Below are 25,431 nucleotides of genomic sequence, written 5' to 3'. Positions count from 1 at the left end.
CAGCCCCCCGGCGCGGACCGACCGCGTCGATGACGAGGAGGATGGTCTTCGTGGCCCAGTACACCCCGCAGGAACTCGCAGCCCGGCTCAAGGACGGCCTGCTGTCCTTCCCCGCCACCGCCTTCGCCGCGGACCAGTCCGTGGACGAGGAGGCCGTGCGCGAGCACGTCACCTGGCAGTCCGGCTACGACGTCGCCGGCCTGTTCGCGGCCGGCGGCACCGGTGAGGGCTTCTCCCTGACCGACGCCGAGCACGCCCAGGTGGTGCGCGCCTCCGTGGAGTCCTCCCGCCCCGAGGTCCCGGTGCTCGGATCCGCCGGCGGCTCCACCCGCCAGGCCATCGCCCAGGCCCAGGCCTCCGAGGCGGCCGGCGCCGAGGGCGTCCTGCTGCTGCCGCCGTACCTGACCGAGTGCGACCAGCAGGGCCTGCTGGAGCACGCCTCGGCCGTCGTCGGCTCCACCCGGACCGCCGTGATCGTCTACAACCGCGCCAACGCCATCTACTCGGCCGAGACCGTGGCCGAGCTGGCCCGCCGCCACGAGAACTTCATCGGCTTCAAGGACGCGACCGGGGACATCGAGCACCTCGCCAAGGTCTACGCCCGCAACGGCGACCGCATGTTCTACCTGGGCGGCCTGCCCACCGCGGAGACCTTCGCCCTGCCGCTGCTGCAGTTGGGCATGAGCACCTACTCCTCGGCCATGTTCAACTTCGTCCCCGAGTTCGCCCTGGACTTCTACCGCGACGTCCGCAACCAGGACCGGGACGCCGTCACCGAGAAGCTCAACCGCTTCGTGCTGCCCTACCTGGAGATCCGCGACCGGGGCAAGGGCTTCGGCGTATCCATCGTCAAGGCCGGCATTCGGGCCATCGGCCGCAACGTCGGCGGGGTCCGCCCGCCGCTGCACGATCTGACCGAGCAGGACCGCACGGACCTGTCCGCCCTCATCGAGAAGGCCGGCATCCACCCGGCCGCCGCGGCCACGGCCGCCTGAACGGGCCCGGCCGGCCCAGCCACGTCCGCCCGAACACCGACGACGCAGACGACACAGACCACGAAGGAGCATCCCATGACCTCCAGCCCCTCCAGCCCCTCCAGCCCCTCCAGCCCCTCCACCTCTTCCACTCGGACGGCCCTGACCGGCCACTCGATCATCGCCGGAGAGTCCGTGCCCGGCACGGGCGGCAGCACCCGCGGCTACAACCCGGCCACCGACGAGCCGTTGGAGCCGGCCTACTCGCTGATCGAGAACGAGCAGCTGGCCCGGGCCACGGAAGCCGCGGAGGAGGCCTTCGCCTCCTTCAGCACCCTGGACCCGGAGACCCACGCCGCGTTCCTGGAGCGAATCGCGGACAACATCGAGGCCGTCAAGGACGAGCTCGTGGCCCGCGCCATGGCCGAGACCGGCCTGCCCGAGGCCCGGCTGACCGGCGAGACCGGCCGCACCACCGGCCAGCTGCGCCTGTTCGCCCGGGTGGTCCGCCAGGGGGACCACCGCGGAGTCCGCGTGGACCCGGCCCAGCCGGAGCGGACTCCGATGCCGCGCGCGGACATCCGCCAGCGCCGGATCCCCTTGGGACCGGTGGCCGTCTTCGGCGCCAGCAACTTCCCGCTGGCCTTCTCCACCGCGGGCGGGGACACCGCCTCCGCGCTCGCCGCCGGCTGCCCCGTGGTCTTCAAGGCCCACAACGCGCACCCCGGCACCGGCGAGATCGTGGGACGGGCCATCGCCGACGCCGCGGCGGAGCTCGGGCTGCACCCGGGCGTCTTCTCCCTCGTCTACGGTCCCGGCGCCTCCGTGGGCCAGGCACTCGCCGCCGACCCGCGGATCAGTGCCATCGGCTTCACCGGCTCCCGCGGGGCCGGGACCTCACTGATGGCCACCGCCGCAGCCCGCCCCGAGCCCATCCCGGTCTACGCCGAGATGAGCTCGATCAACCCGGTCTACTTCTTCGCCGGCGCGCTCGCCGGTGACCCGGACTCCGTGGACGCCCTCGCCGCGTCCTTCGTGGGCTCGCTGACCGGCTCCTCCGGGCAGCTGTGCACCGCCCCCGGGCTCGTGTTCGTCCCGGCCGGTGAGTCCGGCGACCGCTTCGCCGCGGCCGTCTCCCGGCACCTGGCCGAGAAGGCGGGGCAGACCATGCTCACCGCCGGGATCGCGCAGTCCTGGACGGCCGGCGTCGAGCGCCTGTCCTCGCAGGAGGGCGTGAGCGCCGTGGGCCAGGGCACGGACGGGACCACCCGGAACGCCCCGGCCCCCGTGGTCTACGGCACGGATGCGCAGACCTTCGGCGCCAACGAGGTCCTGCACGAGGAGATCTTCGGGGCGGCCTCGCTGTTCATCCGCTATGGCTCCCTGGATGAGCTCATCGCCGCGACCCGCCGCATGGAGGGCCAGCTGACCGCCACCCTGCACCTGACGGAGTCGGATCACGCCGCGGCGGCCCCGCTCATCCCGGAGCTGGAGCGCAAGGTGGGGCGCATCCTCGCCAACGCCTGGCCCACGGGCGTGGAGGTGGGTCACGCCATGGTGCACGGCGGCCCGTTCCCGGCCACCTCGGATTCCCGCACGACGTCGGTCGGTACCGTCGCGATCGAGCGATTCCTTCGCCCGGTGGCCTACCAGGACCTCCCCGAGGCCCTCCTGCCGGCGCCGGTGCGCCAGTCCAACCCCTGGCACCTGAACCGCCGGATCGACGGCGAGACGGTGCTGGCCGAGCGGGCGGGGGAGTGAAGACGGTGAGCGCGGTGGCCCAACCCACCATCGCCGGCGTGGAGGTGGTCCCCGTGGCGGGGCACGACTCCATGCTGCTGAACCTCTCCGGCGCCCACGGGCCGTTCTTCACCCGCAACATCGCCATCATCACCGACTCCGAGGGCCGCACGGGCCTCGGCGAGGTGCCCGGAGGGGAGAGGATCCGCTCCACCATCGAGGAGGCCGGCCGACTGATCGCCGGGAAGCCGGTGGCTCGGTTCCGCAGCCTGCTGCGGGACATCGCCACGGCCTTCGCGGACCGGGACGCCGGCGGGCGCGGACTCCAGACCTTCGACCTGCGCACCACGGTGCACGCCGTCACCGCGATCGAGTCCGCCCTGCTGGACCTGCACGGTCAGTTCCTCGGGGTGCCCGTCGCCGAGCTGCTCGGCGACGGCCAGCAACGGGACACGGTGCCGATGCTCGGCTACCTGTTCTACGTGGGTGACCCCGACTCCACCGACCTGCCCTACCTGCGCGAGCCGGACGGTGCCGACGACTGGGAGCGCGTCCGCCGCGAGCAGGCCATGACGCCGGCGGCCGTGGTGCGGCTGGCCGAGGCCGCCCAGGCCAGGTACGGGTTCCAGGACTTCAAGCTCAAGGGCGGCGTCCAGGCCGGTGACCTGGAGGTGGACGCGGTCACCGCGCTCAAGGACCGCTTCCCGGAGGCCCGCATCACCCTGGACCCCAACGGCGGATGGTTGCTTCAGGACGCCATCCGCCTCGGGAAGCGCATGCGGGGCGTGGTGGCCTACGCCGAGGACCCCTGCGGGGCCGAGGGCCGGTTCTCCGGCCGGGAGGTCATGGCCGAGTTCCGCCGGGCCACCGGGCTGCAGACCGCCACGAACATGATCGCCACGGACTGGCGGGAGATGGCCCACGCCATCCGCACCAACGCTGTGGACATCCCGCTGGCGGACCCGCACTTCTGGACCATGGCCGGCTCCGTCCGCGTGGCGCAGCTGTGCCACGAGTTCGGCCTGACCTGGGGATCGCACTCGAACAACCACTTCGACATCTCGCTGGCGATGTTCACCCACGCCGGCGCCGCGGCGCCGGGGGAGATCACCGCCCTGGACACCCACTGGATCTGGCAGGACGGCCAGGGTCTCACCGCCGACCCCCTGCGGATCCAGGGCGGGGAGATCCGCGTCCCGGACGCCCCGGGGCTGGGCATCGAGCTGGACCGGGCGCGGCTGGCCGCGGCCCACGAGCTGTACCTGGAGCACGGCCTGGGTGCCCGGGATGACGCCGTGTCCATGCAGTACCTGGTCCCGGGGTGGGAGTTCGACGCGAAGCGGCCCTGCCTGGTCCGCTGACGCGGGCCGGTAGCGCGCTCGGGTAGCGTCGTCCCCCGTGGAAGGAGTACTGCTCGGATTCAGCATCGTCCTGGTCATCATCGGGATCGGCCTGCTCTCCGCCGTGCTCCTTCCGCGGGACACCACCGCGAAGATCCAGCAGGGGCTCACCCCGGCGATCTACTACGTCACCAACCCGCTGCTGATGGTGGTGCTGGTGGCCGAGATCGACCTGCAGGCGCTCGTGGGCGTCTACGCCCCGGCCGCCCTCGTCACCGCTGTGGTGGCCGGGGGCTGCTACGCGCTCGTCAGCTGGCTCGTGCTCAAGCGGCAGGCGGGCCAGATCGCCGTGGGGGCCATGGCGGCCTCCTACGTCAACGCCGGCAACATCGGGCTGCCCATCGCCCTCTACGCCGTGGGCAGCTCGGTCCCGGCGGTGTCCGTGCTGGTCACGCAGCTGCTGGTGCTCGCGCCGTTCTACCTGACCGTCTTCGGGTGGTGCTCACGCCAGCGCGGCTCCGCCCAACCGAGGCTGGCCCGCACCGTGCTGGCCTCCGTGGCGAACCCGGTCACCGTGGGCACCGCCATCGGTGCCGTCTTGGCCCTCGTGGACTGGACCCCGCCCGAGGCGATCTGGACCCCCGTGGACATGCTGGGCCACGCCTCCATCCCGATGCTGCTGTTCGTGTTCGGTCTCTCCCTGGCTTCCCAGCGCCCGTTCCGGGACCGCAGCCAGATGCCGGACATCGTGTGGGGCTCCGTGGTCAAGCTGTTGGTGATGCCCGCCGTGGCGTGGGCGGCGGGACACTACCTCTTCGGGTTGACCGGCCTGGAGCTGTTCGGCGTGGTGGCCATGGCGGCGCTGCCGACGGCGCAAAACGTCTACCTGTTCTCCAGCCAGTTCAAGCTGCCCAACCTGCTGGTGCGGGATATCGTGTTCGCCTCCGCGGTGCTGTCCCTGCCCGTCATCCTCGGGGTGGCGCTGCTGCTGGGGCCCTGAGCAGTGCCGCCACCCCGATGCCGCACAGCACCACGACGCCGGCCAGTGCGGCCGAGAGCCCCGTGAAGCCGAGGCCGCCCATGATCGGGCCCGCCGCGATCGAACTGACCGCCGCCGCCAGGGACATCACCGCGTCCGAGAAGCCCTGGGCGGGGACCCGTTCGGCTGGGCGCAGGGCGGCCACGAGCAACGTGGATCCGGCCACCGTGGCGGCCGACCATCCCAGGCCGAGCAGGACGAGCCCGGTCACCACGGCGAGGTGCTGATGGGGGAAGATCCCCGTCAGGGCCGCCGCGGCCACCAGTGCCGTCAGCCCGGCACCGGCCACCCGGGCCGAGCCGTAGCGGTCCGCGAGCATGCCGATGACAGGGGAGAGGGCATACATTCCGGCCACGTGCAGGGACAGGGTGAATCCGATCAGCACCACCGTGTCCGGATGCTGCCCCAGCTCGCTGCCGCTGAGCCCCGCCTCGTGCTGGAGGTGCAGGGGTGTCATAGACATCAGACCGACCATCGCGGCGTGGGCGCCGGCCACGGTGAGCACGGCAGCCAGCGCGGTGGGCTGAGCCCGGACGATCCGCCACCCGGCGACCCACCCGGCACCCGGGCGGAGCGGGACCGGGCCGCCCGGGCGACCGGCCGGCGTCGGGCTTTCCGCGGCATCCTCCAGCCGCCGGCGCAACAGGAGGGGATCCGGGCGCAGGCCGGTCAGGATGATGCCGGCGCCCACGGCCATGCCGGCCCCGGAGATCAGGAAGGGCCCGGCATGGACGGGCAGCCCGAGCCAACCGGACACCACGGCGCCCGGCCCCACCATGTTGGGACCCAACACGGCGCCCACGGTGACGGCCCAGACCACCACGGACAGGTCCCGTCCGCGGTGCCGCGGCTCGGACAGGTCCGTGACGGCGAACCGGGCCTGCAGGTTCACGGCGGCACCGAAGCCCACCAGGAAGGCTCCCAGCAGCAGGACGGGGAAGAACCGGGTGACGACGGCGGCCACCATGAGCGCCTGACCCAGCAGCCCTGCGGCCAGGCCGATCCCCAGGGCGACCCGCCGCCCGCGTCGCACCGCCAGGGTGGACAGCGGGATGGACACCGCCGCCGAGCCGAGCGTCATGGCGGTGTTGACGAAGCCGGCGTTGGACTCGGCGCCCGAGAGTTCCACGGCGAGGATCGAGCCCAGGGACAGCGTGGCGCCGTTGCCCAATCCCGAGAAGACCTGGGCGGTGCCGAGGACGCGGACGGCACGGCGCTGGGCCGCCCGGGCGTGCGGGAGCAGTGCGATGTCATCGGTGGGGGAGTCTGGGGCCACGAGGACATTGTGCCCTGCTCCTGCACTATCCTTGACGGGTGACTTCCTCCCAGGCTGACGACCAGACCACAGCACCGGACCACCGGCCGGACACCCCGGACAACCCGCAGATCGCCGCTGACTTCCCGACCGTGCTGGTGGTGGACAACGGAGCCCAGTACGCCCAGCTGATCGCCCGGCGCGTGCGCGAGGCCAACGTGTACTCCGAGGTCGTTCCGCACACGCTCTCGGCCGAGGACATCCTGGCCCGCAATCCCGCCGCCCTGATCCTCTCCGGTGGCCCCTCCTCGGTCTACGCCGAAGGCGCGCCCGGGCTCGACCCGGAACTCCTCGAGGCCGGGGTCCCCGTGCTGGGCCTCTGCTACGGCTTCCAATCAATCGCGCAGGCACTCGGAGGCACCGTGTCCAAGACCGACACCCGGGAGTACGGTTCCACCCGGCTGGAGGCCATCGGGTCCACCTCGGTGCTCTTTGCCGGGCAGGACGTGGACCAGGTCGTGTGGATGAGCCACGCCGACTCGGTGACCGAGGCCCCGGCCGGCTTCTCCGTGACCGCCCGCACCCCGGGCGCCCCCGTGGCGGCGTTCGAGAGCCCGGAGAAGAAGATCTACGGCGTGCAGTGGCACCCGGAGGTCGGCCACTCCGAGCGCGGCCAGGAGGTGTTGCGCAACTTCCTGCACCACGGTGCCGGCCTGAAGGACACCTGGACCACCACCTCCGTGATCGAGGAGCAGGTCGAGCTGATCCGCGAGCAGATCGGCGAGCACCGGGCCATCTGTGGCCTGTCCGGCGGCGTGGACTCCGCTGTGGCCGCCGCCCTGGTCCAGCGGGCCGTGGGGGACCAGCTGACCTGCGTCTACGTCAACCACGGCCTGATGCGCCAGGACGAGTCCGAGGAGATCGAGAAGGCGTTCGGAGCGGCCACGGGCGGTGCCAGGCTGATCATGGTGGACGCCGAGGACGTGTTCCTGGAGGCCCTGGCCGGCGTGACGGACCCGGAGGCCAAGCGCAAGATCATCGGCGAGAAGTTCATCCGGACCTTCGAGAAGGCCCAGGCGGACATCATCGCCGAGTCCCGCCATGACCCGGAAGCCAAGGACGTGAAGTTCCTGGTGCAGGGCACCCTGTACCCGGACGTCGTGGAGTCCGGCGGCGGTGAGGGCACCGCGAACATCAAGAGCCACCACAACGTGGGCGGGCTTCCGGAGGACATCGAATTCGAGCTGGTCGAACCGCTGCGCGCCCTGTTCAAGGACGAGGTCCGTGCCGTGGGCTCCGAGCTCGGGCTGCCGGATGAGATCGTCTGGCGCCAGCCCTTCCCGGGCCCCGGCCTGGGCATCCGCATCATCGGTGAGGTGACGCGGGAACGCCTGGACCTGCTCCGCCAGGCCGACGCGATCGTGCGCGCGGAACTGACCGCCGCCGGCCTGGACCGCCACATCTGGCAGTGCCCCGTGGTCCTGCTGGCCGATGTCCGCTCCGTGGGCGTCCAGGGTGACGGCCGGACCTACGGTCACCCCGTGGTGCTGCGGCCGGTCACGTCCGAGGACGCGATGACCGCTGACTGGGCTCAGCTGCCGTACGACCTGCTCTCACGGATCTCCAACCGCATCACCAACGAGGTGGACGGCATCAACCGGGTGGTCCTGGATGTGACCAGCAAGCCTCCGGGAACCATCGAGTGGGAGTAAGCCCTCCGTCAGGAGGCGGGCGCCGGAGAACCGGCCCGTTTCCCTGGGGGGAATCCGCGGTGCGCCTGTGTACCGTGGAAACAAGCATTGGTGCCTCGCGGCCCCACCGCACCGGCCGTCGTCGTGGGCAGGGCGGGGAAGCGGCCGGCGGCAGGAAGGACAACTGTGACTGAGCAGGACCCCCAGCAGAGCCCCGCGGCGCCTCGCCTCCACGGGGGCAGGGACACGGGCCTGCCCGACGACGGCCCTGCCGAGTCCGACTCCCGCCTCACCTTCCCGGCGTGGCTGGCCTCGTTGGGCTCGGGCACCGAGAACGACACGATGCTGCGCTTCGCCCCGTCCGGCGCGAACAGCATCGACATCTCGCACTCCCACCCCTCCGGGCTGAGCCAGTTCATGTCCGGGCGCCGCACGCGCCTGTCCACCCTGTTGCGGGACGGCGACGCGTTCATTCACGCCCGCGGTGCGGCCCGTCAGCTGCGAGGCAAGATCCAGGAGCTGGCCGAGGACCGCGGCGTCGACGTCGGGTACCTGGCCACCGGCCTGGCGACGTGGCGCGTCATCGAGGACGGCCGCTCCACGCAGATGTCCGCGCCCGTGATGCTGGCCCGGCTGAGCCTGACGCTGCGGGGCGAACAGGACGACTACGAGCTGCAGATCTCTGACCGGGCCCGGCTCAACCCCGCCCTGGCCCGCTACTTCCGGGACCACCACGGGATCGTGCTGGACGCGGACGACTACCTGCGCGCCGCCTACGCCACCGCCAAGCTCGAGCCCATGCCCGCCATGGAGATGCTGCGCTCACAGGGACGCGAGGTCCGGGGGCTGGTGGTGGAGCACCGCCTGCTCGTGTCCACCTTCGCCGATCTGGCGGACACCGCGTCCGTGGACGTGGTGGACTCCAGCCATCCGGTGGTCTCCGCACTGTATGACGCCGGTTCGGGCATGGTCCCGCGCCGTGCGGAACTGCCGGAGACAGGGCTGCCGCCCGTCGATGAGCGGGAGCCGTCCGCCGAGAGCCTGATCCTGGACGCGGACCCGTCCCAGCAGCGGGCCCTCGACCACATCGCCGCCGGCCACGACCTGGTGGTGGTCACCCCTCCCGGGACGGGCCAGACGCAGACCGCGGCCAATGCCGTGGCGCAGCTTGCCGGGGACGGCAAGCGCGTGCTCGTGGTGGCCGAGCGCACCGCCACCCTGGATGACTTCCGGCGCCGTCTGGGCTCCGTGGACCTGGACTCGCTGGCGCTGGACATCCCGGCTGCGGCCACCCCCGAGTTGATGCGCCGTCAGCTCATCCAGGCCCTGCTGCGCGTGGAGCGGGCCCAGGAACCGGGAACCAGCCGGCTCAACGCCACCCTCGTGGAGCGCCGCCACCAGTTGCGGGACCACCTGCGCAGTCTGCACAACGTGCGGGATCGCTGGGGCTGCTCGCCCTTCCAGGCTATGCAGTCGCTGGCCTCGCTGACCGCGATGGATCCGGCTCCCTCCACCACCGTTCGCCTCAAGCGCTCCGTGCTGGACGCCACCGTCAACCGTGACGAGACCGCCGCGACGTTCATCCGTGCCGGGGAACTCGGTGCCTTCTCCCGCTCCTCCACGGAGAGCCCCTGGTACGGGGCCCGGTTGCGCAACGTGCAGGAGACCGAGGACGCCTACGGGCTGGCCGAGGACCTGGCCGCCGCCCTGCCCGTGCTGCGCGAGCAGCTGGACCAGGCCACCGAGCAGGCCCAGCTGGCCACCGGGGGGACCTTCGCCGACTGGGTCCGCCAGATCCACCTGCTCTCCGCCGTGCGCGGTTCCCTGGACCAGTTCACCCCGGACATCTTCGACCGCCCGGTCACGGACCTGATCTCCGCCACGGCCTCCGGGCAGTGGCGCAAGCAGCACGGCGTCGAGATGTCCTCCATGACCCGGTCACGGCTCCGCCGAGTGGCCAAGGAGTACATCCGTCCGGGCGTGCACGTCACCGACCTGCACGAGGCGCTCGTGGACGTGCAGGACCAGCGCGCCGAGTGGACCCGTTGGGCCACCACCAAGCGCCACCCCTCTGTGCCGGCCGGCCTGGAGGCCCTCTCGGCCAAGAGTGCCGAGGTGGCCGGCCAGATGGCCCGGTTGCAGCGGGCCCTCGCCGAGCCGCGGCGGGAGTCGGGCCGGTTGGAGAACCTGCCCATGGACGAGCTCAGCCAGATCCTGGACCGGCTCGTGGCGGACCAGGACACGCTCAAGACGCTGCCCGAACGCACGCTCGTCGGCGACCAGCTGCGGGAGCAGGGCCTGCAGGAGCTCATGGCGGACCTGCAGCAGCGGGAGGTGCCGACGGACCAGCTGCGGGCCGAGCTCGAGCTGGCCTGGTGGCAGTCCGCGCTCGAGGCGATGATCTCCGGCGACGACTACCTGGCCATGATGGACGCCGAGTCGCTGCGAAAGATCGAGGCGGAGTACCGTCTCGCGGACACCGCCCACCTGGAAGGCGGCAGTCAGCGCCTGAACTGGAAGATGTCCCAGCGGTGGAACAGGACTGCCGGCATGCACCGAGCCTCGGCTCGCGTGCTGCGCTCCCTGCTCAAGGACGGCAACCCGGACCCGGAGTCTCTGTCCGGCCTTGAGCCGGAGCTGCTCCAGTCCCTGGTTCCGGCCTGGACCACCTCCCCGCTGGCCCTGGCCGAGTTCCCGGCGGACATGAGCTTCGACGCCGTCCTGCTGCTGGACGCAGAGTCCCTCGCCCTCAGCACGGCGCTGGGCGCGATCAGCCGCGGCAAGCAGGTGGTGGCCTTCGGCGACGGCACCTCCGGTTCACCGAAGACCTTCAACGTCTCCGTGGACCCGACGGCCTCCGTGCTGCTGCCGCGCGAGGTGGACTCGGCCTTCACCGCCCTGATGCGGGTGATGCCGAGCATCAGGTTGACCACCATGCACCGCGGGCTGGAGCGAAAACTCACCCGTCTGCTGGGCGAACAGCTCTACGACTCGATGTTGGAGATGCTGCCCGGCGCCTCCGAGCTGACCGGAGCGGACCATCCCGTGCGGGTGGAATTCCTGCCCGGCGGGACCGGCATGCCCGGCGCCGGCGACGAGGGCGTGGAATCCACCGTGGCCGAGGTCAACCGGACCATGGACCTGGTGTTCGAGCACATCCGTCACCGTCCGGAAGCCTCGCTGGCCGTCATCACCGCGAGCCAGCTGCATGCCCGCCGCGTGGCCGAGGCGATCCGGTTGAACCTGCCCAACAACCCGTGGGCCGCCGCCTTCTTCAACCGGGACCGGGAGCCGTTCGTGGTGGCCCCCATGGCCCGGGCCCACGGCGTGGTCCGGGACCACATCGTCTTCAGCCTCGGCTACGGCCGGACCCCGCACGGACGCGTGGTGCACCACTTCGGGCCGTTCTCGGAGGCCGGGGGCCGGGAGCTCTATGCCACCGCCCTGACCCGTGCGCGCCAGCACCTTCACGTGCTGACCTGCGTGCATCCGGACGACCTGGATCCCCAGCGGCTGGGTAACGGAGCCGCGGACTTCTACGGACTGCTCGAGGCCTACCTCAAGGACACCGGGCACACGACCTCGCCGCGTCCGCGGGACCCGCTGGTGGCGGACCTGTCCGACCGCCTGGCTCATCGCCATGCCACCGTGCTGCCGAACTTCGCCGGGAGCATCGACCTGGCCGTCTGGAACCCCCTGGGCCTGCCCGCGTGGGAGGCGCAGACCTCCCCGGAACAGGCCGTCCCTGTCGCCATGTTCTCCGACGGGTCCGAGTCGTACCGCGGGATGACCGTGCGCGAGCGGTCCCGTCAGGTGCCGCAGCAGCTCGAGCGCAGCGGCTGGCGCTACCACGCCCTGTGGACCATCGACGTCTTCTCCGACCCGGCCGGATGCGCCGGGACCATCGCCGACTTCCTGGGCCTGCCCTCGGCTGAAGACGGCCCCGTGGAACCTGCCGGCCCTGGCCCTGCGGAGCACTTGTCCATCCCCGAGGACGCGACGTCTGGCCCTTCGTCGGTGGGTTCACCGGAGTCCCCGGAGGGGGCAGGATCGTCCGACGCGGTGTTCGACGGTGCGGTCTTCGATGGTGCCGCCGCCGAGCAACAGCGTGAGGACGCGAGCGATGACGGGCACCAGGACGATGGCAACCGCTGACTCAGAGCTCCCGGTTGCTCGCCGTCGCGGTCCCCGACGAGCCGACGCGCCCGGCACCGGTCCGGCGTTCGCCGACGGGCCCGAGCCGACCCTCGGCGAACCGGCGGTTGGCGAGTCCTCAGCGACGGCAGCCACCTCGGTGCCATCGGGATCCGGCCAGGGCGAAGCCCGGTCCGCGGACCAGCGCAACCTGTCCGAGCGTGAGCGCTGGCTGCTCGAACAGCGCCCGCCGCACTGGGACTGACGCCAGTTACGGCTCCGGTGTCACCAGGAGCGTGAGGTCCTGATTCACCGCGGCCGCCGCCAGTTCCGCGGCTCGTTCCTCGGTCACGGCCAGGACCAGCACCGTGGCCAGGTCCGTGGATCGGTCCTGCAGCACCTCGACGTTCGCCTCCAGCACGCTTCCGTCCGTTCCCACGATGTCGATGCGGTCTCCAGCCGCTGCCAGGTCCACGGCGTCGGGGCTCGCGAACCTCACGGCTACGGCCCGATGTCCGGCCGGAACCTCGGGCCTTGCGGCAGCTCCGGCCTCTCCGTTCTCGCCGGATTCACCAGCCTCGCCAGCAACAGTGCCGCCGCCATCGGCAGAGGCTCGGCGCTGCCCCTCCTGCACCGCCGCCACGGCGACGTCACCTGCTGCTGCTCCGGCTTGGGATTCCTGACCAGCTGAACCAACTGATCCCCCTGAACCACCAGCGCCACCTGATTCATCAGGGCCACCCAAGGCATTGACCAGGAGCAGGATGACCGCCAGGACGAGCGGGATGGAGGCCAGGGCCAGTTTCAGCTGGGTGCGCCGCCGCGAGGAGGCGGCTGCTGCTGCGACATCGGCGTCGGCGGATCCGCCGGGAGAAGGATGTGACCGGCTGGAGTCGTGTTCCACCAGGTATGGAGGTGGGGGAGTGGCCATCCGCCGGCGCACAGCGCGGCGATACCGGCGCAGCTCACGGCGAGGAGAGGTTCGTCTCCGGGAGCGGGGCGGTGAGGGCGGAGAGTCCCGGGAGCGCCGGGCCGCGGTGGTGGGTGATGACATGTCACGATCCCATCAGGACCGCGGCAGGCCCGGCCACCGCGCCCACCCCAGCGGTGGAGGTGCAGCCGTCATCGGTCGGCTGTGGAGGAAGGCGAACTAGGCAGCGGTACCCGAGGAGGAACTGCCTGAGGAGCTGGACGACGCCGCACCGGACCCGGATGAGGAGGCTGCGGCGGCGCCCGACGTGGACGGCGACGATGATGAGCCGGAATCGGTGGAGGTGGACGACCCGCTCGATGCGGCGCTGTCCGAGGAGCTGCCTGAGGAGCTGTCCGCGGCCAGCGTGGTGGAGGCCTTGGAGCCGGAGCCCTCGGCGCGGGAGTCGTTGCGGTAGAAACCGGATCCCTTGAACACCACGCCCACGGAGTTGAACTTCTTGCGCAGGGTGCCCTCGCACTCGGGGCAGGCGGTCAGCGAATCATCCGTGAACGACTGGACGATGTCGAACTCATGGCCGCAGTCCTTGCAGGCGTAGGCATAGGTGGGCACCGGACGGTCCTCTCGATTTGGCACTCTCACGTTTCGAGTGCCAAGTCTACACCTGACCGAACCACGTGAAGCCGTCGGCCGTGACGGCTCCGTCAACCGGCTCGTCGAACTCCGAGGTGGGCACCTGGCCCCGCGTCATCAGCTCGTGCCGGAACACCACGGCCACCGTGACGGGGGCTGCGGAAGCGGTCGAGCCGGCGTCGGGCGTGGTGCTGGCATCCGTGCTGGGATCGCTGGACCTGCCGGAGGCGCTTGCAGCGGAACGCTGGCGGTACAGTGCGGCCAGGAAGCGGTCGTAGTAGCCGCCGCCCTGACCCAGACGGAAACCGCGGGTGTCCACCGCCTGAGCTGGTACCAGCACGAGGTCCACCGTCTCCATGGTCTCCACGCCGAGGCGTTCACCCGCCGGTTCGTCGATCGGCGCCACCGAACTGCGGGCCACCTCCACGCCGGGATGCCAGGCGGTCCAGGACAGCTGCCGCTCGGGCTCCGTGATGGGGGCCAGGACCTCGACGCCGGCCCCGTGCAGTGCCTCGAGCAGCGCTCCGGTGTCCGGCTCGGCACCGTAGGACAGCACCGCGGCGACGCGGCGGTGCTGCGCCCGTGGGAGGTACCAGTCGAGGATGGTGGAGGTCAGGTCGGCAGACTGGGCGGCGCGATCAGCCGGGTCCAGCTCACGCCGGCGGGCCCGCCACAGGGTGCGGAAATCCTGCTTTCGGTGCGTCAGCACCTCCTCCGGGCTCTCGCCCCGGTTCCCGGTCAGCGACGCGGAGTACTGGGCCTCTCCTCCCTCCGGCGACGGGGTGGAGGCTGACTGGTTGAACGACTGGTTGAACGACACGCTCCCATTGTGCCTCGCCCCGGAACCACCCGACTTTGCGGGGCGAGGATGAGTTTCACTCTCTCCTGAAAGTTATGCCGCACAGTGAGGCGCGGGACGGGCATCGCCCCTCGGACCTAGGATCAGGCACATGCCGCCTGCCGCCACCCCCCGGACCCATCGCTGGCCCGTGTCCCTGGAACACGGAGATCTTGTGCTGCGACCGTTCCGCCGCTGGGACCAGGAGGAGTGGACCTCGCTGCGGGCCCGCAACCGGGACTGGCTCCGCCGCTGGGACGCCACCAACCCCGAGCCGGCCACCGCCCTGAAGAGCTACGGCGAGATGGTGAAGGTCCTCAACCGCTCCGGCAAGGAGGGGACGGCGCTGCCGTGGCTGATCTGCGTGCGGACGTCCGCCGCCGGAGTGCCGGTGATCGCCGGGCAGTTGAGCGTGTCCTCGATCGTGCGCGGTTCGGCGCTCTCGGCCTCGCTGGGCTACTGGATCGACCAGGCCCGGGCCGGGCAGGGGCTCGTGCCGACCGCCGTGGCGCTGGCTACCGACTACTGCTTCACCACCCTGGGGCTGCACCGGATGGAGATCAACATCCGGCCGGAGAACGTTCCCAGCCGGCGAGTGGTGGAGAAGCTCGGCTTCCGGCATGAGGGGATGCGCCGGGATTTCCTGCACATCGACGGGGCCTGGCGGGACCACGATGCCTATGCCCTGACCGCTCCCGAGGTCCCGGAGGGACTGCTCGCCCGGTGGGAGGGGTGCTGACGAGCCCGAATTGCGGCGACACGGCAGGCAAACCGCGGTGAATCACACCGGTGTAGTTCGCGACCGGTACCGTTTGAGGGGTGGATGCAGGCACAGGTAGTCTTGAGGAGTCGCTCAGCCTTGCACTGGGCTACCTTCCGGACGTTCACCTGCACGGATCACTGGTGCTGTGTGCACTGGTGGTGGCGTGGTTGATAGCCATCTACCGGAGGGCGAACAAGGAGCCCCAGCCCAGGAGCCACCGGAGGAAGACCATGAAGCGCACCGCCCAGTCCATGCCTCGGAACAACGCCCGTCCCGTGGACGCCGCGAAGGAGTCAGCCTCCGGGTTCCGCGTCAAGTGGGACCGGACCATCATCGCCGCCGTTGCCGTGCTGGCCACCCTCACGTTCCTCGGGACCGGCATCGCCGCCGCTTTCGGCGCGGGGACCCTCCTGGTCTCGGGCATCGCCGCAGCCGTCGCCGTGGCCGGCGTGGTCACCCTGCGTGCCCTGGCCCTCCGGGACCGCAAGAAGCGCAAGGACCGTCGGATCGAGAGCGCCTTCGAAGACGCCATGAATCCCGGCCTGCCGGCCGCCGAACCCACCGCGCCAGCGGCCGGACCGACCCGCGTGTTCGATGCGGCCGCCGGTTCCACCTCCGGACGGGCTGCTGCGGTTGAGCCCGTTGAGAAGCCGGCCACCGCGCCGACCGCCGAGCACGTCACCGAACAGGTGTCCCGTGACGCTGGGGCAGACGAGAGCGCCTCGGCCCTGCCGTCCGTCCCGCGCCCCACCTACCTTGACGCCGCAGAGGCCCACCGGGTGGTGCCTGCTCCCCTGCCCAAGCCAGAGGCCCCGCTGGCGAGCCCCGGCGTCAAGCTGAAGTCCGGCGTCTCCGCGGAGTACCGCGCCAAGGTCGAGGCCACGGCCAACCGCACCCTGGACCTGGACAAGGTCCTGGAACGCCGCCGGGCCGTCTGAGACCCGGGCTGGCACCGATGCGCAAGGGCGCGCACCGGGACGAAGCAGAGCATCGGCAGGTTCAGTACCTGTCCTCAGCAGCCGTCCGAGGCCGCTTGGGAGAGGTCCTCGACGGGCAGGGCTTTCACCTCGATCACGCCGAGCTCGTCGACCTCCAGCACCGTCCCGGCGCCGGGGCCACCGGCGTCTTCCGTGTCCGCGTCAACGGGGACGAGTCGGAGGAACTCTTCGTCGCCCTGACTGCAGAAGCCGTGCCGGACGACGACGTCCTGGCGGCAGGCGTGGACGGCGACGCCACCTGGTCGGCCTGGTTCCATCCGCATGACCCGTTGCTCACCGGCCTGGCGCTGGCGTCCGATCCGACATCAGTGGCTGCCCTCTGGGGGCGCGGCGGGACGCTGGTGGACCTGCAGACCATCAGCTACCGCCCGCTGCGTCGAGCCGTCCTGCGCGCGGTGGTGACCGGCGTCCCGGGGACTCCCGGCGCTTCCGGGCGCCGCACCCTCTTCCTCAAGGTCATGCGCGCCGGGCTGGCCACCCGGCTCCACCATCGCCACACGCTGCTGGCGGCGGCCGGGGTTCCGGTACCCGTGGTCCTCGGCCCGCCGGTCGCCGACGTGCTGGCCCTCGAGCAGGGCGAGGGCGAGGTCCTGGCCAACGCGATCATGGCGAACGGGGCACGGCAGGTGGAACCGGCCGACGTCGTGGGGATCCTGGACCGGATGCCGGCCGACCTGCTGGAACTGCCGCGGCGCGATGCCTGGTCTGACCGCACACCCGACTACGGGCACGCCGCAGCCACCGCCCTGCCGGACCAGGCCCGGCGGATCCGGTCCCTCGTGGATCACCTGCAGCGGCAACTGTCCGTCACGGACCGTGGTCCGGTGGTGCCCACCCACGGCGACTTCTACGAGGCCAACCTGCTGGTGCAGCAGAACCGCATCAGCTGCGTGCTGGACATCGACGGTGCGGGACCGGGCCACCGGGTGGACGACCTGGCCTGTTTCCTGGGGCACCTGGCCGTGCTGCCGGCCGTCGACCACCGATACGTCCACGTGGACGAGGCCCTGCGGCGCTTCCACGGGCACTTCACAGCCGGAGTCGATCCAGCGGCGCTGGCCTGCCGCTCCGCCGCGGTGGCGCTGTCCCTGGTGGCCGGTGCGCGGGACTCGGGTCGGCGGGACTGGCAGGGATCGGCCCGGCAGCGGCTGGACATCGCCGAATCGCTCCTGGACCTCTAGACCTCTGGACCTTCAGACCTCCAGTTCTCCAGGCCCTGAGACCCGCCTCAGTCGTCAGCGGGCCGGTAGTCCTTCTCGTCCACCAGTCGGTAGCCGACGCCGCGAACGGTGGTGAACCGCGTGACGCCGAGCTTGTTGCGCAGGTAGCGCACATAGACGTCGACCACGTTGGAGCCCGGGTCGAAGTCGTAGCCCCACACCCGGGACAGCAGCTGCTCGCGGCTCAGGGCCTGGCCGGGATGTCGCAGGAAGGTCTCGGCCAGGGAGAACTCGCGGGCGGAGAGGTCCACCTCAACCCCGCCGATGGCCGCCACATGCCGGATCGGGTCCAGTTCGAGGTCCGCGTGGCGCAGCACCGGGTCTGCCGGGGCGGAGGACGGGTGGCCCTCGGAGCGCAGCCTCAACCGCACGCGGGCCACCAGCTCGGCGAAGCGGAACGGCTTGGGCATGTAGTCGTCAGCCCCGGAGGTCAGCCCCGTGACGGTGTCCTCCCCGGAGGCCCGCGCCGTCAGGATGATGACCGGCAGGCCCGGGTCCTGGGCCCGGATCTTCTCCAGCACCGTGAAGCCGTCCATGTCCGGCAGGCCGAGGTCGAGGATGACGAGCTCGAAGCCGCCGGTCAAGGCCAGGATGAGTCCCTCGCGCCCGGTGGCGGCCACGGTGGTGGCCAGGCCCTCGGCCTTGAGGCCCTTGGCCACGAACGAACTGATCCGCGGCTCGTCTTCGATCATCAGGATTTGGCTCACGCCGCACCGTCCTTGGGGTGGGAAGTCTTGCTCACTGGAGAACCTACCTGCCGGAGGTGGCCGCCGTCCGCTCCATCAAGCTCGGTGACGTCCGGAAGGCCGTCCAGAAGACCGTCCACGGGACCGTCCAGCGGCAGGTCGATGTAGAAGGTGGATCCGATGCCCGGCGCGGACTGGACGTCCACGCTGCCGCCGTGGGCCTGGACGATCGCCGTGACGATGTTCAGCCCCAGTCCGGAGCCCTCCGCTCGGGTGCTGTTGGAGCCCCGCCCGAAACGCTCGAAGATGCCCTCCCGGTCCTCGGGTCGGATGCCGATGCCCTGGTCCCGCACCCACAGGCGCAGGGTGCCGGACAGCGCCTGCGAGCCGAGGGAGACCTTGGAGCCCTCCTCCGAGTACTTCACCGCGTTGGATGCCAGCTGCAGCCAGGCCTGCGTGATGCGCTGGGCGTCCAGGGACACGGTCACGTCGGCCGCGTGGTCCAGGGTCCAGATCCGGGGTCCCAAAGGGGAGGCCTTGCCCAGCACATCCCGGGTGAGGGTCCCGACGTCGGTCGGTTCGGTATCGACGAAGTCCGGCCGGCCGGACTTCGCCAGGGTGACGAGATCGTCCACCAGCAGCCGCATCCGGTCCAGTTCGTCGAGGGCGATCTCCCGTACCTCGCGGACGTCGGCCGCGTCCTCGGCATCCTGCAACTCCAGGTGCCCCTGGACGATGGTGATGGGGGTGCGCAACTCGTGCCCGACGTCGTCCAGCAATTGCCGCTGGGACGAGAAGGCTCCCTGGAGGCGGTCCAGCATCTCGTTGAAGGTCTCTGCCAGCTCGGCCACGTCGTCCTGGCCGGAGACCGGGACGCGGCGCCGAAGGTCAGTTCCGGAGATCTCCGCTGCCGTGGACTGCAGGATACGCAGGGGATGGAGCAGCCGGCCCACCAGGAGCCATCCGGCCACGCCGACCACGATCATGACGCCGAAGCCGACGAGGCCGTAGGTCAGGAAGGTGCTGTCCAGGTCGCCGAGCTCGGCTGAGAAGTCGTAGGCGAGGAGCATCAGTGACGGCGCCGAGTCGTTGTCGAAGTGGATGGGCACGGCAACGGCCCGGTAGGTGGTCTGGGCGGTGGTGATCGTCTGGATGGCCACCTGGTCCGAACCGAGCTGGTCCGCGGCCCACCGCACGAGTTCGGGGTCCGACTCGAGGCGGAGCTCCACGGCGGAGGACGCCGTCCAACTGATCTCCCCGTCCTGGAATCCGAGCATGCCCTCGTGCTGGGCCGGCAGGGTGCGCTGCATGGCCGTGAACACCAACTGGTCGGAGGCGGAGAACGGCTCGCCGGTGGCCGGATCGATGCCCTCCTGCGCGAGGATGCGGAATTCCTGGACCGACCGCGTCAGGGAGTCGTCGACCTGCCGGGCCATGCCGCTGCGCTGCAGCGCGTAGGCCGTCGCCCCGGAGAGCAGCAGCGCCACGGCGGTGAGGAAGACCAGCAGGGCGACCACCCGGGTGCGCACTGGCAGGGCACTCCAGTTGGTGACCAGGGCTCCAAGGGTCCGCAAACGGCCGCCGGCCCGGGATTGCTCCCGGGCCGGCGACGCTGGGTGCGTTCCCGGGGGAGTGGTCATCGCCACGTTCCGGGAATGCGGTGGCGGTCAGTCGTCGTCATCATCGTCATCCTCCCAGTCGTCATCGTCGTCGTCATCATCCCAGTCGTCGTCATCGTCGTCGTACGTGGGCTGCTGGGGTGCTGGGTTCGGCACCGGTTGGGGAGCCGGCACGGCGGGAGCTGAGCCAGAGCCGGTACCACCGGAACCAGAGCCACCGGTTCCGGATCCACTGGACCCGGAACCGGACCCGTCCGGTGCGGTGGTCGACGGACCGGGCTTGGAGGAGATCTTGACCCGAGACGACGGGGGCTCGGCGGCAGCTCCGGACGAGCTGCCGGATGAAGACGGAGACGGAGACGGCGAAGGGGAGGCAGAAGTAGAGGGGGAGGCGGTGGTGCCGGGCGGAGTGGAGGCGACGCCGGCCGAGGACGGAGCATTGCGCTCGCTCGCGGACGGGGCATCGCTCACGGCGATCATCGCGCCGAGGTCCACCGGCCTCGGTTGAGCGGAGACCACGGCGATGCCCAGTGCTGCCATGACCGCGACCACCATCATGATGACGGTGGCCTTGAGTCCCTTCCCGGCGTTCTTCATGCCCTCCATGATCGCGCGTGATCATGAGTCCAAGATGAGAAACGGCCCCGGCCGCATGAGAAACCGGTGAAAGATAGCGGGGGACAGGTCAGGCCAGGTCGGACCAGCCGCGTCCAACGGCGTCGGTCAGTCGGTCTCCGGGTCGCTGTCCAGGCCGCTGTCCGCCGTGCCAGCCTGGCCGGTCTCGTCGTCGGGATCCTCCGTACTGGCGGCGGCATCGGCCTCGAGGCGTGCCTTCGTGGCGCCCTCCTCGTCCCCGGACAGGTCCAGGGACTGGGCCAGCCCGAGCCAGGCGGCCATCCTCAGGTACCGGGCGGTGTCCTCCTGCTCGGTGATCATCCGGAAGAGGGAGGCCGCCTCCTCGGCACGCTCCTGCTCCAGCAGGACGTAGGCGGCAAACAGCTCGGCGTTGGAGGAGGCCATGGCGTCCTCCGAGGCGGCGAACAGGTCAGCTGCCGTGAGGGCGGAGGACACGGCTGCCGCACCCTTGCGCAGGGCCCACAGGCCGCGGGCCCGGGTGTCCGTGAAGTCGGCCTCATACCAGGACGCGGAGGAGTCCTGGGCCAGGGCGATGGCCTCGTCCAGCAGGGCGACCCCGCGCTCCTCGCCCAACTCGCACAGGACATGCCCGAGGGCGTGCAGGGCCTGGGGAAGCACCGCGGGATCGTTGTCCTCAGGCCCATCGGGACCTTCGTCCTGGCGGGCAAGGTCCACGGCACGGGAGAACCGTTCGGCGGCCTCCTCCGGTTTCTCCTGCCGGTTCAGCAGGGCGCCGGAGGCGAGGTACATGCGGGCCGCCTCATCGGTGGCCCCGGCCTGCTCGAACAGGGTGGCGGCCCGGCCCCAGTGCTCCAGGGCCTCTGCGGGCCGGTTCTGGTGACGGGCCGCATGGCCCAGGTCCACCAACGCGCGGGCGAGGCCGGGCAACCGCCGGGCGGCCTCCTCGCGGCGCACCAGACCGGCCAGCACGCGTTCGGCGAGGGCATGCTCCTCGGCCTCCAGCAACTGGTGCCCCAGGGCGAGCGTCAGGTCCGAGGCCTCCGGGACCTCCCCCTGTTCGGCCTGGGCCACGGCCACCTTCCAGGCGAGGATGGAGGCCTGCTGGTCGCCGGCGTCGTCCGCCATGCCGGCCAGCAGCGCCGCGGCCGAGGCGGCACCCTTGCGCACTCCCGCGGCGGCGTGCAGTTCCACAGAGCGCAGGGCATCGAGGATGGCAGTGGCGGAATCCCCCCGCTCATGGGCGACGACGGCCTTGAGCATCCACATGGCGGCCCGCACGGCGCGGTTGGCCTGGCCGGCGAGGACCTCGTCGGCAACCTTGGCGGACCTCTCCGGCTCGTGGCCCATCAGGTGGACGTGGGCCAGGAACATCCGCGTGGACGCCAACGACTCAGGGGGTACCGGTACGCCGGCCGCCAGCCGGGCGTCGAGGATCTCGAGGCACTCCTCCAGCAAGTCGACGGCGGGATCGAACCGGCCGTCCTCGACGTGCCGGACCGCCAGGGCCACCAGCACGTCCGGCAGCACGGTATCCACGGAGTGGGCGGACCGGGTCCGCTCGCCCTCCAGCACGCCCTCCAGCACGGTGGCCTCGAACGATTCGGGCTCACGGAGCAACATGGTGCCGAGCTCGGCCTCCAATCGGGCCTGGTGCGGGTAGCCGGACTCGGCCAGGACCCGGGCGCGGTCGGCGATGTGACGGGTGGCGGCGGCGTGGTCGCCGGTCAGGGCGGCCACGGAAGCCAAGGCCCGGTACAGGCTGGCGCGGTTGACCGGGTCGTGTCCGCCGGGGGCCGTCAGGCCGGTCTCAGCGGCACGGGAGGCACGGGCCAGGTCCTCGGCGTAGGCGGCCTCGTAGGAGACATCCAGCCAGCCGCGAGCCGTGTCCGGCTCCCCCTGGGGCCCTCCCGTCAGCGAACGGCGGGCCAGGACCGCGTTCAGGCGGGCCGTGAGGTCATCCGGCAACTCCGGCGTCGGCTCAGCGCCGTCGTGCTCGGTCATCCCAGCCCTTCGTGATCCCATGTCGTTCCTGTGTGCTCTGCAACCCATCCAGTATTCCAGACGCGCCCGTCCCCAACATCTAGACTGGTGAGCATGGATTTCGACAGCCGGGTCGGCGCCTACGGCGTCGTCATCCGTGACCGTGCACTGCTGCTGAGCCTATGGGAGGGGCCCACCGAGAACATCTGGACGTTGCCCGGCGGCCAGGTGGAACTGGGGGAGCAGCCGCACGAGGCCTGCGTGCGGGAGATCCTGGAGGAGACCGGCTACCAGGCCGAACTGGGTGAGCTGCTCGGCGTCACCAGCCGCACCATCGTGGCCGGCCACCGCATCTCCCACCCCGGACGCCCCCTGCTGACCGTCCAGGTCCTGTACCGGGCCGCCATCGTCTCCGGCGAACTGCGTCCAGAGGTGGACGGTTCCTCCATCGACGCCGCCTGGATCCCCCTCGCGGAGCTGCACCGCCACCGCACCTCGCCAACTGTCCAGCGTGCCCTCGAGCTCGCCGGAGTCAGCCGATGAGGGCCAAGAGAGTCGGCGGCCTGATCGCGGCCACCGCGCTGGCGGCAGGCGCCCTGGCCGGCTGCACGACCGCTCCGGGCCATGACGACCCGACTGCCGAGGGAACCCCTGCGGCCACGGCCTCCCCGACCCAGACGCCCGTCTCCGTCATCACGGGGTCCAGACCGGAGGAACAGTTGCTGGCCGTGGTGCTGGTGCGCCACCTCGAGAACAAGGGCATCCCCGCAGCCGTGGGGGAACCGTCCGCTGAGCCCTGGGGCGCGGCCGGGCAACAGCAGGTCGCCGTGGTGGACACCCTCGCCATGGCCACACACCTCGTTCCGGACCTGCTCGCCGGGGAGATCCCGACGCCGTCCCCGTCGCCCTCGGCATCCGGCGTCGGATCCCCGTCCGCAGCCGGCCCCAGCGCCGCGCTGAGCGCGACAGCGTCACCCAGCGCGACGCCGTCGGACCCGGCCCCGGCCTCCCCGACCGGCCATCCGACCGCCACGGGCTCGCCCACGCCCCTGCCTGAGGGGCGGCCGGCAGCAGATGCCCAAGGCACCACCGCCATGGTCTCCGAGTACTTCCCCGAGGACACCGAGGTGATTGGAGCGTCCTCCGGCACCATGCGGCTGCAGGCGGTCACCACCACGGCGCTGTCCGGGCTGTACGAGATGGAGGACCTCACCGACCTCAACGGCCTGTGCGACCGGATGGTGTTCGCCCCGGCCGCCGCAGCGGCCGTGCACGGCGAACGGCTGGACGCGCTGGCCGGCTGCGAACCGGCCGAGTGGATCGAGGAGGGGGACGCCGGAGCCGCCGCGGACCTGGTGACCGGACGGGCCGACGTCGCGCTGCTGTACGGGACCGACCCGGCGATCCCGGACCATGCCCTTGAACCCCTCGGGGACGCGGGCCGGGTGCTTCCGGAGGGGCGCGTGCTCATGGTGGCCGAGCCGGACGTCCTGCCCGAGGGAGCGTCGGACGCGGTGAACGAAGTGGCGGGGAAACTCGACGGTGAGATGCTGGCCGAACTCCAGCGGCTCGCCACCGGATCGGACCGCCTCCCCAGCGAGGAGGCCGCCCAGTACTGGCTCGTGTCCGCAGGACTCGAGGAGACTCCCGAGAACTGGTTCTGACCGGCTCTCCGTCGCCAGTCGCGGGAGGACCCGCAGTATCCCGCCGTCACTCCCGCGATCCGCCGGCCCGCGGTTCTAGGATGGGGCCCATGGCAAAGACACGGACCGGTCAGATCAAGCAGTCTTCAAAGCTCCTCAACGTGCGCTATGACGTGCGCGGACCGATCCTGGAAGAGGCCCAGCGCATGGAGGCGGCCGGCCACCGCATCATGAAGCTGAACATCGGCAACCCCGCCCCGTTCGGCTTCGAGGCCCCGGACGCCATCCTCAAGGACATGGTCTCCCACCTGCCCCATGCCCAGGGCTATTCCGACTCCCGGGGCATCTATTCGGCCCGGACCGCGGTCAGCCAGTACTACCAGTCCCGCGGGGTCATGGGCATCGATGTGGAGGACGTCTTCATCGGCAACGGCGTCTCCGAGTTGATCTCGATGGTGCTGCAGGCGCTCGTGGACGACGGCGACGAGGTACTCATCCCCGCCCCGGACTACCCGCTGTGGACCGGTGCCACCACCCTGTCCGGCGGCAGCGCGGTGCATTACCGCTGCGTGGAGGAGGAGGGCTGGTCCCCGGACCTCGAGGACATCGAGTCCAAGGTGACGGACCGTACCAAGGCCATCGTCATCATCAACCCGAACAACCCCACGGGGGCGGTCTACTCCCGCCAGGTGCTCAACGGGATCGTGGACATCGCCCGCCGGCACAACCTGGTGCTGATGAGTGACGAGATCTACGAGAAGATCCTGTACGACGGCGCCCGCCACATCAACGCGGCCGGACTGTCCGATGACGTGGTGACGTTGACCTTCTCGGGACTGTCCAAGGCCTACCGGGTGGCCGGGTTCCGCTCCGGCTGGGTGGCCATCTCCGGGCCCAAGCACCGGGCCACGGACTTCCTCGAGGGACTGACGCTGCTGGCCAACATGCGCATGTGCGCCAACGTCCCGGCCCAGCACGCCATCCAGACCGCCCTGGGCGGTTACCAGTCCGTCAACGACCTCATCCTGCCGGGCGGTCGGCTGCTGGAACAGCGCAACCTGGCGCAGAAGCTGCTCTCCGAGATCCCCGGGGTGAGCGTGCAGCCGGCCCAGGGCGCCCTGTACCTGTTCCCGCGGCTGGACCCGGAGGTCTACCGGATCGAGGACGACGAGAAGTTCGTCATCGAGCTGCTGCGGGCCCAGAAGATCCTGGTCTCCCACGGCCGCGCCTTCAACTGGCCGGACACCGACCACTTCCGCCTCGTCACGCTGCCGAACGTGCGGGACCTGGAGGAGGGCATCGGCCGCATCGCCGATTTTCTGGAGGACTACCGTGAGCGCTAAACGGCAC

General features: G+C 71.0%; 21 protein-coding genes. 13 read left to right on the top strand and 8 right to left on the bottom strand.

The genetic code is table 11. The annotated features are described in order from the left end of the window. Window positions 1-50: 50 nt before the first annotated feature. The 4 genes from BOSE125_RS09180 to BOSE125_RS09165 all read left to right on the top strand — a co-directional run bounded on the left by BOSE125_RS09180 (window position 51) and on the right by BOSE125_RS09165 (window position 5,054). Complete coding sequence (locus BOSE125_RS09180) at window positions 51-995, top strand: 5-dehydro-4-deoxyglucarate dehydratase (RefSeq protein ID WP_159551926.1); 945 nt, start codon at window positions 51-53, stop codon at window positions 993-995. Between the two features lie 75 nt (window positions 996-1,070). Further along, the gene (locus BOSE125_RS09175) at window positions 1,071-2,735 is read left to right on the top strand and encodes an aldehyde dehydrogenase (NADP(+)) (protein WP_159551924.1); all 1,665 of its coding nucleotides are present in this window, start codon (window positions 1,071-1,073) and stop codon (window positions 2,733-2,735) included. Between the two features lie 71 nt (window positions 2,736-2,806). Then, complete coding sequence (locus tag BOSE125_RS09170; protein WP_159554981.1) at window positions 2,807-4,075, top strand: enolase C-terminal domain-like protein; 1,269 nt, start codon at window positions 2,807-2,809, stop codon at window positions 4,073-4,075. 37 nt (window positions 4,076-4,112) lie between these two features. Then, the gene (locus tag BOSE125_RS09165) at window positions 4,113-5,054 is read left to right on the top strand and encodes an AEC family transporter (protein ID WP_159551922.1); all 942 of its coding nucleotides are present in this window, start codon (window positions 4,113-4,115) and stop codon (window positions 5,052-5,054) included. Here the strand turns inward: BOSE125_RS09165 and BOSE125_RS09160 are convergent. Then, window positions 5,020-6,369 (bottom strand): MFS transporter, encoded by a 1,350-nt coding sequence (locus tag BOSE125_RS09160; protein WP_236557902.1) that lies wholly within the window; start codon window positions 6,367-6,369, stop codon window positions 5,020-5,022. The genes BOSE125_RS09165 and BOSE125_RS09160 overlap by 35 nt on opposite strands. Before the next feature lie 110 nt (window positions 6,370-6,479). Between BOSE125_RS09160 and guaA the strand changes: the two genes are divergently transcribed. From guaA to BOSE125_RS09145, 3 genes are all read left to right on the top strand, one after another. Beyond that, entirely contained in the window at window positions 6,480-8,060 is a 1,581-nt protein-coding gene (guaA, locus tag BOSE125_RS09155; RefSeq protein ID WP_159554977.1) for a glutamine-hydrolyzing GMP synthase, read from the top strand. Between the two features lie 165 nt (window positions 8,061-8,225). Continuing rightward, window positions 8,226-12,194 (top strand): DEAD/DEAH box helicase, encoded by a 3,969-nt coding sequence (locus BOSE125_RS09150; RefSeq protein ID WP_201301167.1) that lies wholly within the window; start codon window positions 8,226-8,228, stop codon window positions 12,192-12,194. Further along, a complete protein-coding gene (locus tag BOSE125_RS09145; protein ID WP_159551920.1) occupies window positions 12,181-12,438 on the top strand; it encodes a hypothetical protein in 258 nt (85 codons plus the stop codon). Before BOSE125_RS09150 ends, BOSE125_RS09145 begins: the two co-directional genes overlap by 14 nt. Before the next feature lie 6 nt (window positions 12,439-12,444). Here BOSE125_RS09145 and BOSE125_RS09140 read toward each other — a convergent pair whose 3' ends face one another. The 3 genes from BOSE125_RS09140 to BOSE125_RS09130 form a co-directional block, all read right to left on the bottom strand. Beyond that, complete coding sequence (locus tag BOSE125_RS09140) at window positions 12,445-13,077, bottom strand: hypothetical protein (protein ID WP_159551918.1); 633 nt, start codon at window positions 13,075-13,077, stop codon at window positions 12,445-12,447. Between the two features lie 246 nt (window positions 13,078-13,323). Beyond that, complete coding sequence (locus tag BOSE125_RS09135) at window positions 13,324-13,716, bottom strand: FmdB family zinc ribbon protein (protein WP_159551916.1); 393 nt, start codon at window positions 13,714-13,716, stop codon at window positions 13,324-13,326. Between the two features lie 46 nt (window positions 13,717-13,762). After that, entirely contained in the window at window positions 13,763-14,557 is a 795-nt protein-coding gene (locus BOSE125_RS09130; RefSeq protein ID WP_159551914.1) for a 5-formyltetrahydrofolate cyclo-ligase, read from the bottom strand. 130 nt (window positions 14,558-14,687) lie between these two features. Here BOSE125_RS09130 and BOSE125_RS09125 point away from each other — a divergent pair, with 130 nt between their 5' ends. The 3 genes from BOSE125_RS09125 (at window position 14,688) to BOSE125_RS09115 (ending at window position 17,517) form a co-directional block, all read left to right on the top strand. Then, window positions 14,688-15,314, top strand: coding sequence for a GNAT family N-acetyltransferase (locus BOSE125_RS09125; RefSeq protein ID WP_159551912.1), 627 nt, complete (start codon window positions 14,688-14,690; stop codon window positions 15,312-15,314). Window positions 15,315-15,568: 254 nt separating this feature from the next. Beyond that, on the top strand, window positions 15,569-16,276 hold the full coding sequence (locus BOSE125_RS09120; RefSeq protein WP_159551910.1) for a hypothetical protein: 708 nt from the start codon (window positions 15,569-15,571) through the stop codon (window positions 16,274-16,276). Window positions 16,277-16,293: 17 nt separating this feature from the next. Further along, on the top strand, window positions 16,294-17,517 hold the full coding sequence (locus tag BOSE125_RS09115) for a phosphotransferase (protein ID WP_159551908.1): 1,224 nt from the start codon (window positions 16,294-16,296) through the stop codon (window positions 17,515-17,517). Between the two features lie 47 nt (window positions 17,518-17,564). Here BOSE125_RS09115 and BOSE125_RS09110 read toward each other — a convergent pair whose 3' ends face one another. From BOSE125_RS09110 to BOSE125_RS09095, 4 genes are all read right to left on the bottom strand, one after another. Continuing rightward, window positions 17,565-18,263 (bottom strand): response regulator transcription factor, encoded by a 699-nt coding sequence (locus BOSE125_RS09110; RefSeq protein WP_159551906.1) that lies wholly within the window; start codon window positions 18,261-18,263, stop codon window positions 17,565-17,567. Next, window positions 18,260-19,882, bottom strand: a complete 1,623-nt coding sequence (locus BOSE125_RS09105) for a cell wall metabolism sensor histidine kinase WalK (protein ID WP_159551904.1) — start codon at window positions 19,880-19,882, stop codon at window positions 18,260-18,262. Before BOSE125_RS09105 ends, BOSE125_RS09110 begins: the two co-directional genes overlap by 4 nt. A 27-nt stretch (window positions 19,883-19,909) precedes the next feature. Further along, window positions 19,910-20,458, bottom strand: a complete 549-nt coding sequence (locus BOSE125_RS09100; protein WP_159551902.1) for a hypothetical protein — start codon at window positions 20,456-20,458, stop codon at window positions 19,910-19,912. 126 nt (window positions 20,459-20,584) lie between these two features. After that, window positions 20,585-22,459, bottom strand: coding sequence for a tetratricopeptide repeat protein (locus BOSE125_RS09095; protein WP_159551900.1), 1,875 nt, complete (start codon window positions 22,457-22,459; stop codon window positions 20,585-20,587). Window positions 22,460-22,552: 93 nt separating this feature from the next. Between BOSE125_RS09095 and BOSE125_RS09090 the strand changes: the two genes are divergently transcribed. The 3 genes from BOSE125_RS09090 to BOSE125_RS09080 all read left to right on the top strand — a co-directional run bounded on the left by BOSE125_RS09090 (window position 22,553) and on the right by BOSE125_RS09080 (window position 25,424). Further along, window positions 22,553-22,981 (top strand): NUDIX hydrolase, encoded by a 429-nt coding sequence (locus BOSE125_RS09090; protein WP_159551898.1) that lies wholly within the window; start codon window positions 22,553-22,555, stop codon window positions 22,979-22,981. After that, window positions 22,978-24,102, top strand: a complete 1,125-nt coding sequence (locus BOSE125_RS09085; protein WP_159551896.1) for a hypothetical protein — start codon at window positions 22,978-22,980, stop codon at window positions 24,100-24,102. Before BOSE125_RS09090 ends, BOSE125_RS09085 begins: the two co-directional genes overlap by 4 nt. 89 nt (window positions 24,103-24,191) lie before the next feature. Continuing rightward, window positions 24,192-25,424, top strand: coding sequence for a pyridoxal phosphate-dependent aminotransferase (locus tag BOSE125_RS09080; RefSeq protein ID WP_159551894.1), 1,233 nt, complete (start codon window positions 24,192-24,194; stop codon window positions 25,422-25,424). Window positions 25,425-25,431 lie beyond the last annotated feature (7 nt).

The organism is Citricoccus sp. K5, from assembly GCF_902506195.1.
Taxonomy (GTDB): domain Bacteria; phylum Actinomycetota; class Actinomycetes; order Actinomycetales; family Micrococcaceae; genus Citricoccus.
This window is presented reverse-complemented; position numbering and strand designations above follow the sequence as displayed.

What these genes read in the sequence shown, in the direction of transcription:
- BOSE125_RS09145 (WP_159551920.1), top strand. Translation starts at nt 12,181, where the DNA reads ATGGCAACCGCTGACTCAGAGCTCCCGGTTGCTCGCCGTCGCGGTCCC.
- BOSE125_RS09105 (WP_159551904.1), bottom strand. Translation starts at nt 19,882, where the DNA reads ATGACCACTCCCCCGGGAACGCACCCAGCGTCGCCGGCCCGGGAGCAA.
- BOSE125_RS09095 (WP_159551900.1), bottom strand. Translation starts at nt 22,459, where the DNA reads ATGACCGAGCACGACGGCGCTGAGCCGACGCCGGAGTTGCCGGATGAC.
- BOSE125_RS09090 (WP_159551898.1), top strand. Translation starts at nt 22,553, where the DNA reads ATGGATTTCGACAGCCGGGTCGGCGCCTACGGCGTCGTCATCCGTGAC.
- BOSE125_RS09085 (WP_159551896.1), top strand. Translation starts at nt 22,978, where the DNA reads ATGAGGGCCAAGAGAGTCGGCGGCCTGATCGCGGCCACCGCGCTGGCG.
- BOSE125_RS09115 (WP_159551908.1), top strand. Translation starts at nt 16,294, where the DNA reads ATGCGCAAGGGCGCGCACCGGGACGAAGCAGAGCATCGGCAGGTTCAG.
- BOSE125_RS09120 (WP_159551910.1), top strand. Translation starts at nt 15,569, where the DNA reads ATGAAGCGCACCGCCCAGTCCATGCCTCGGAACAACGCCCGTCCCGTG.
- BOSE125_RS09080 (WP_159551894.1), top strand. Translation starts at nt 24,192, where the DNA reads ATGGCAAAGACACGGACCGGTCAGATCAAGCAGTCTTCAAAGCTCCTC.
- BOSE125_RS09100 (WP_159551902.1), bottom strand. Translation starts at nt 20,458, where the DNA reads ATGAAGAACGCCGGGAAGGGACTCAAGGCCACCGTCATCATGATGGTG.
- BOSE125_RS09125 (WP_159551912.1), top strand. Translation starts at nt 14,688, where the DNA reads ATGCCGCCTGCCGCCACCCCCCGGACCCATCGCTGGCCCGTGTCCCTG.
- BOSE125_RS09170 (WP_159554981.1), top strand. Translation starts at nt 2,807, where the DNA reads ATGCTGCTGAACCTCTCCGGCGCCCACGGGCCGTTCTTCACCCGCAAC.
- BOSE125_RS09175 (WP_159551924.1), top strand. Translation starts at nt 1,071, where the DNA reads ATGACCTCCAGCCCCTCCAGCCCCTCCAGCCCCTCCAGCCCCTCCACC.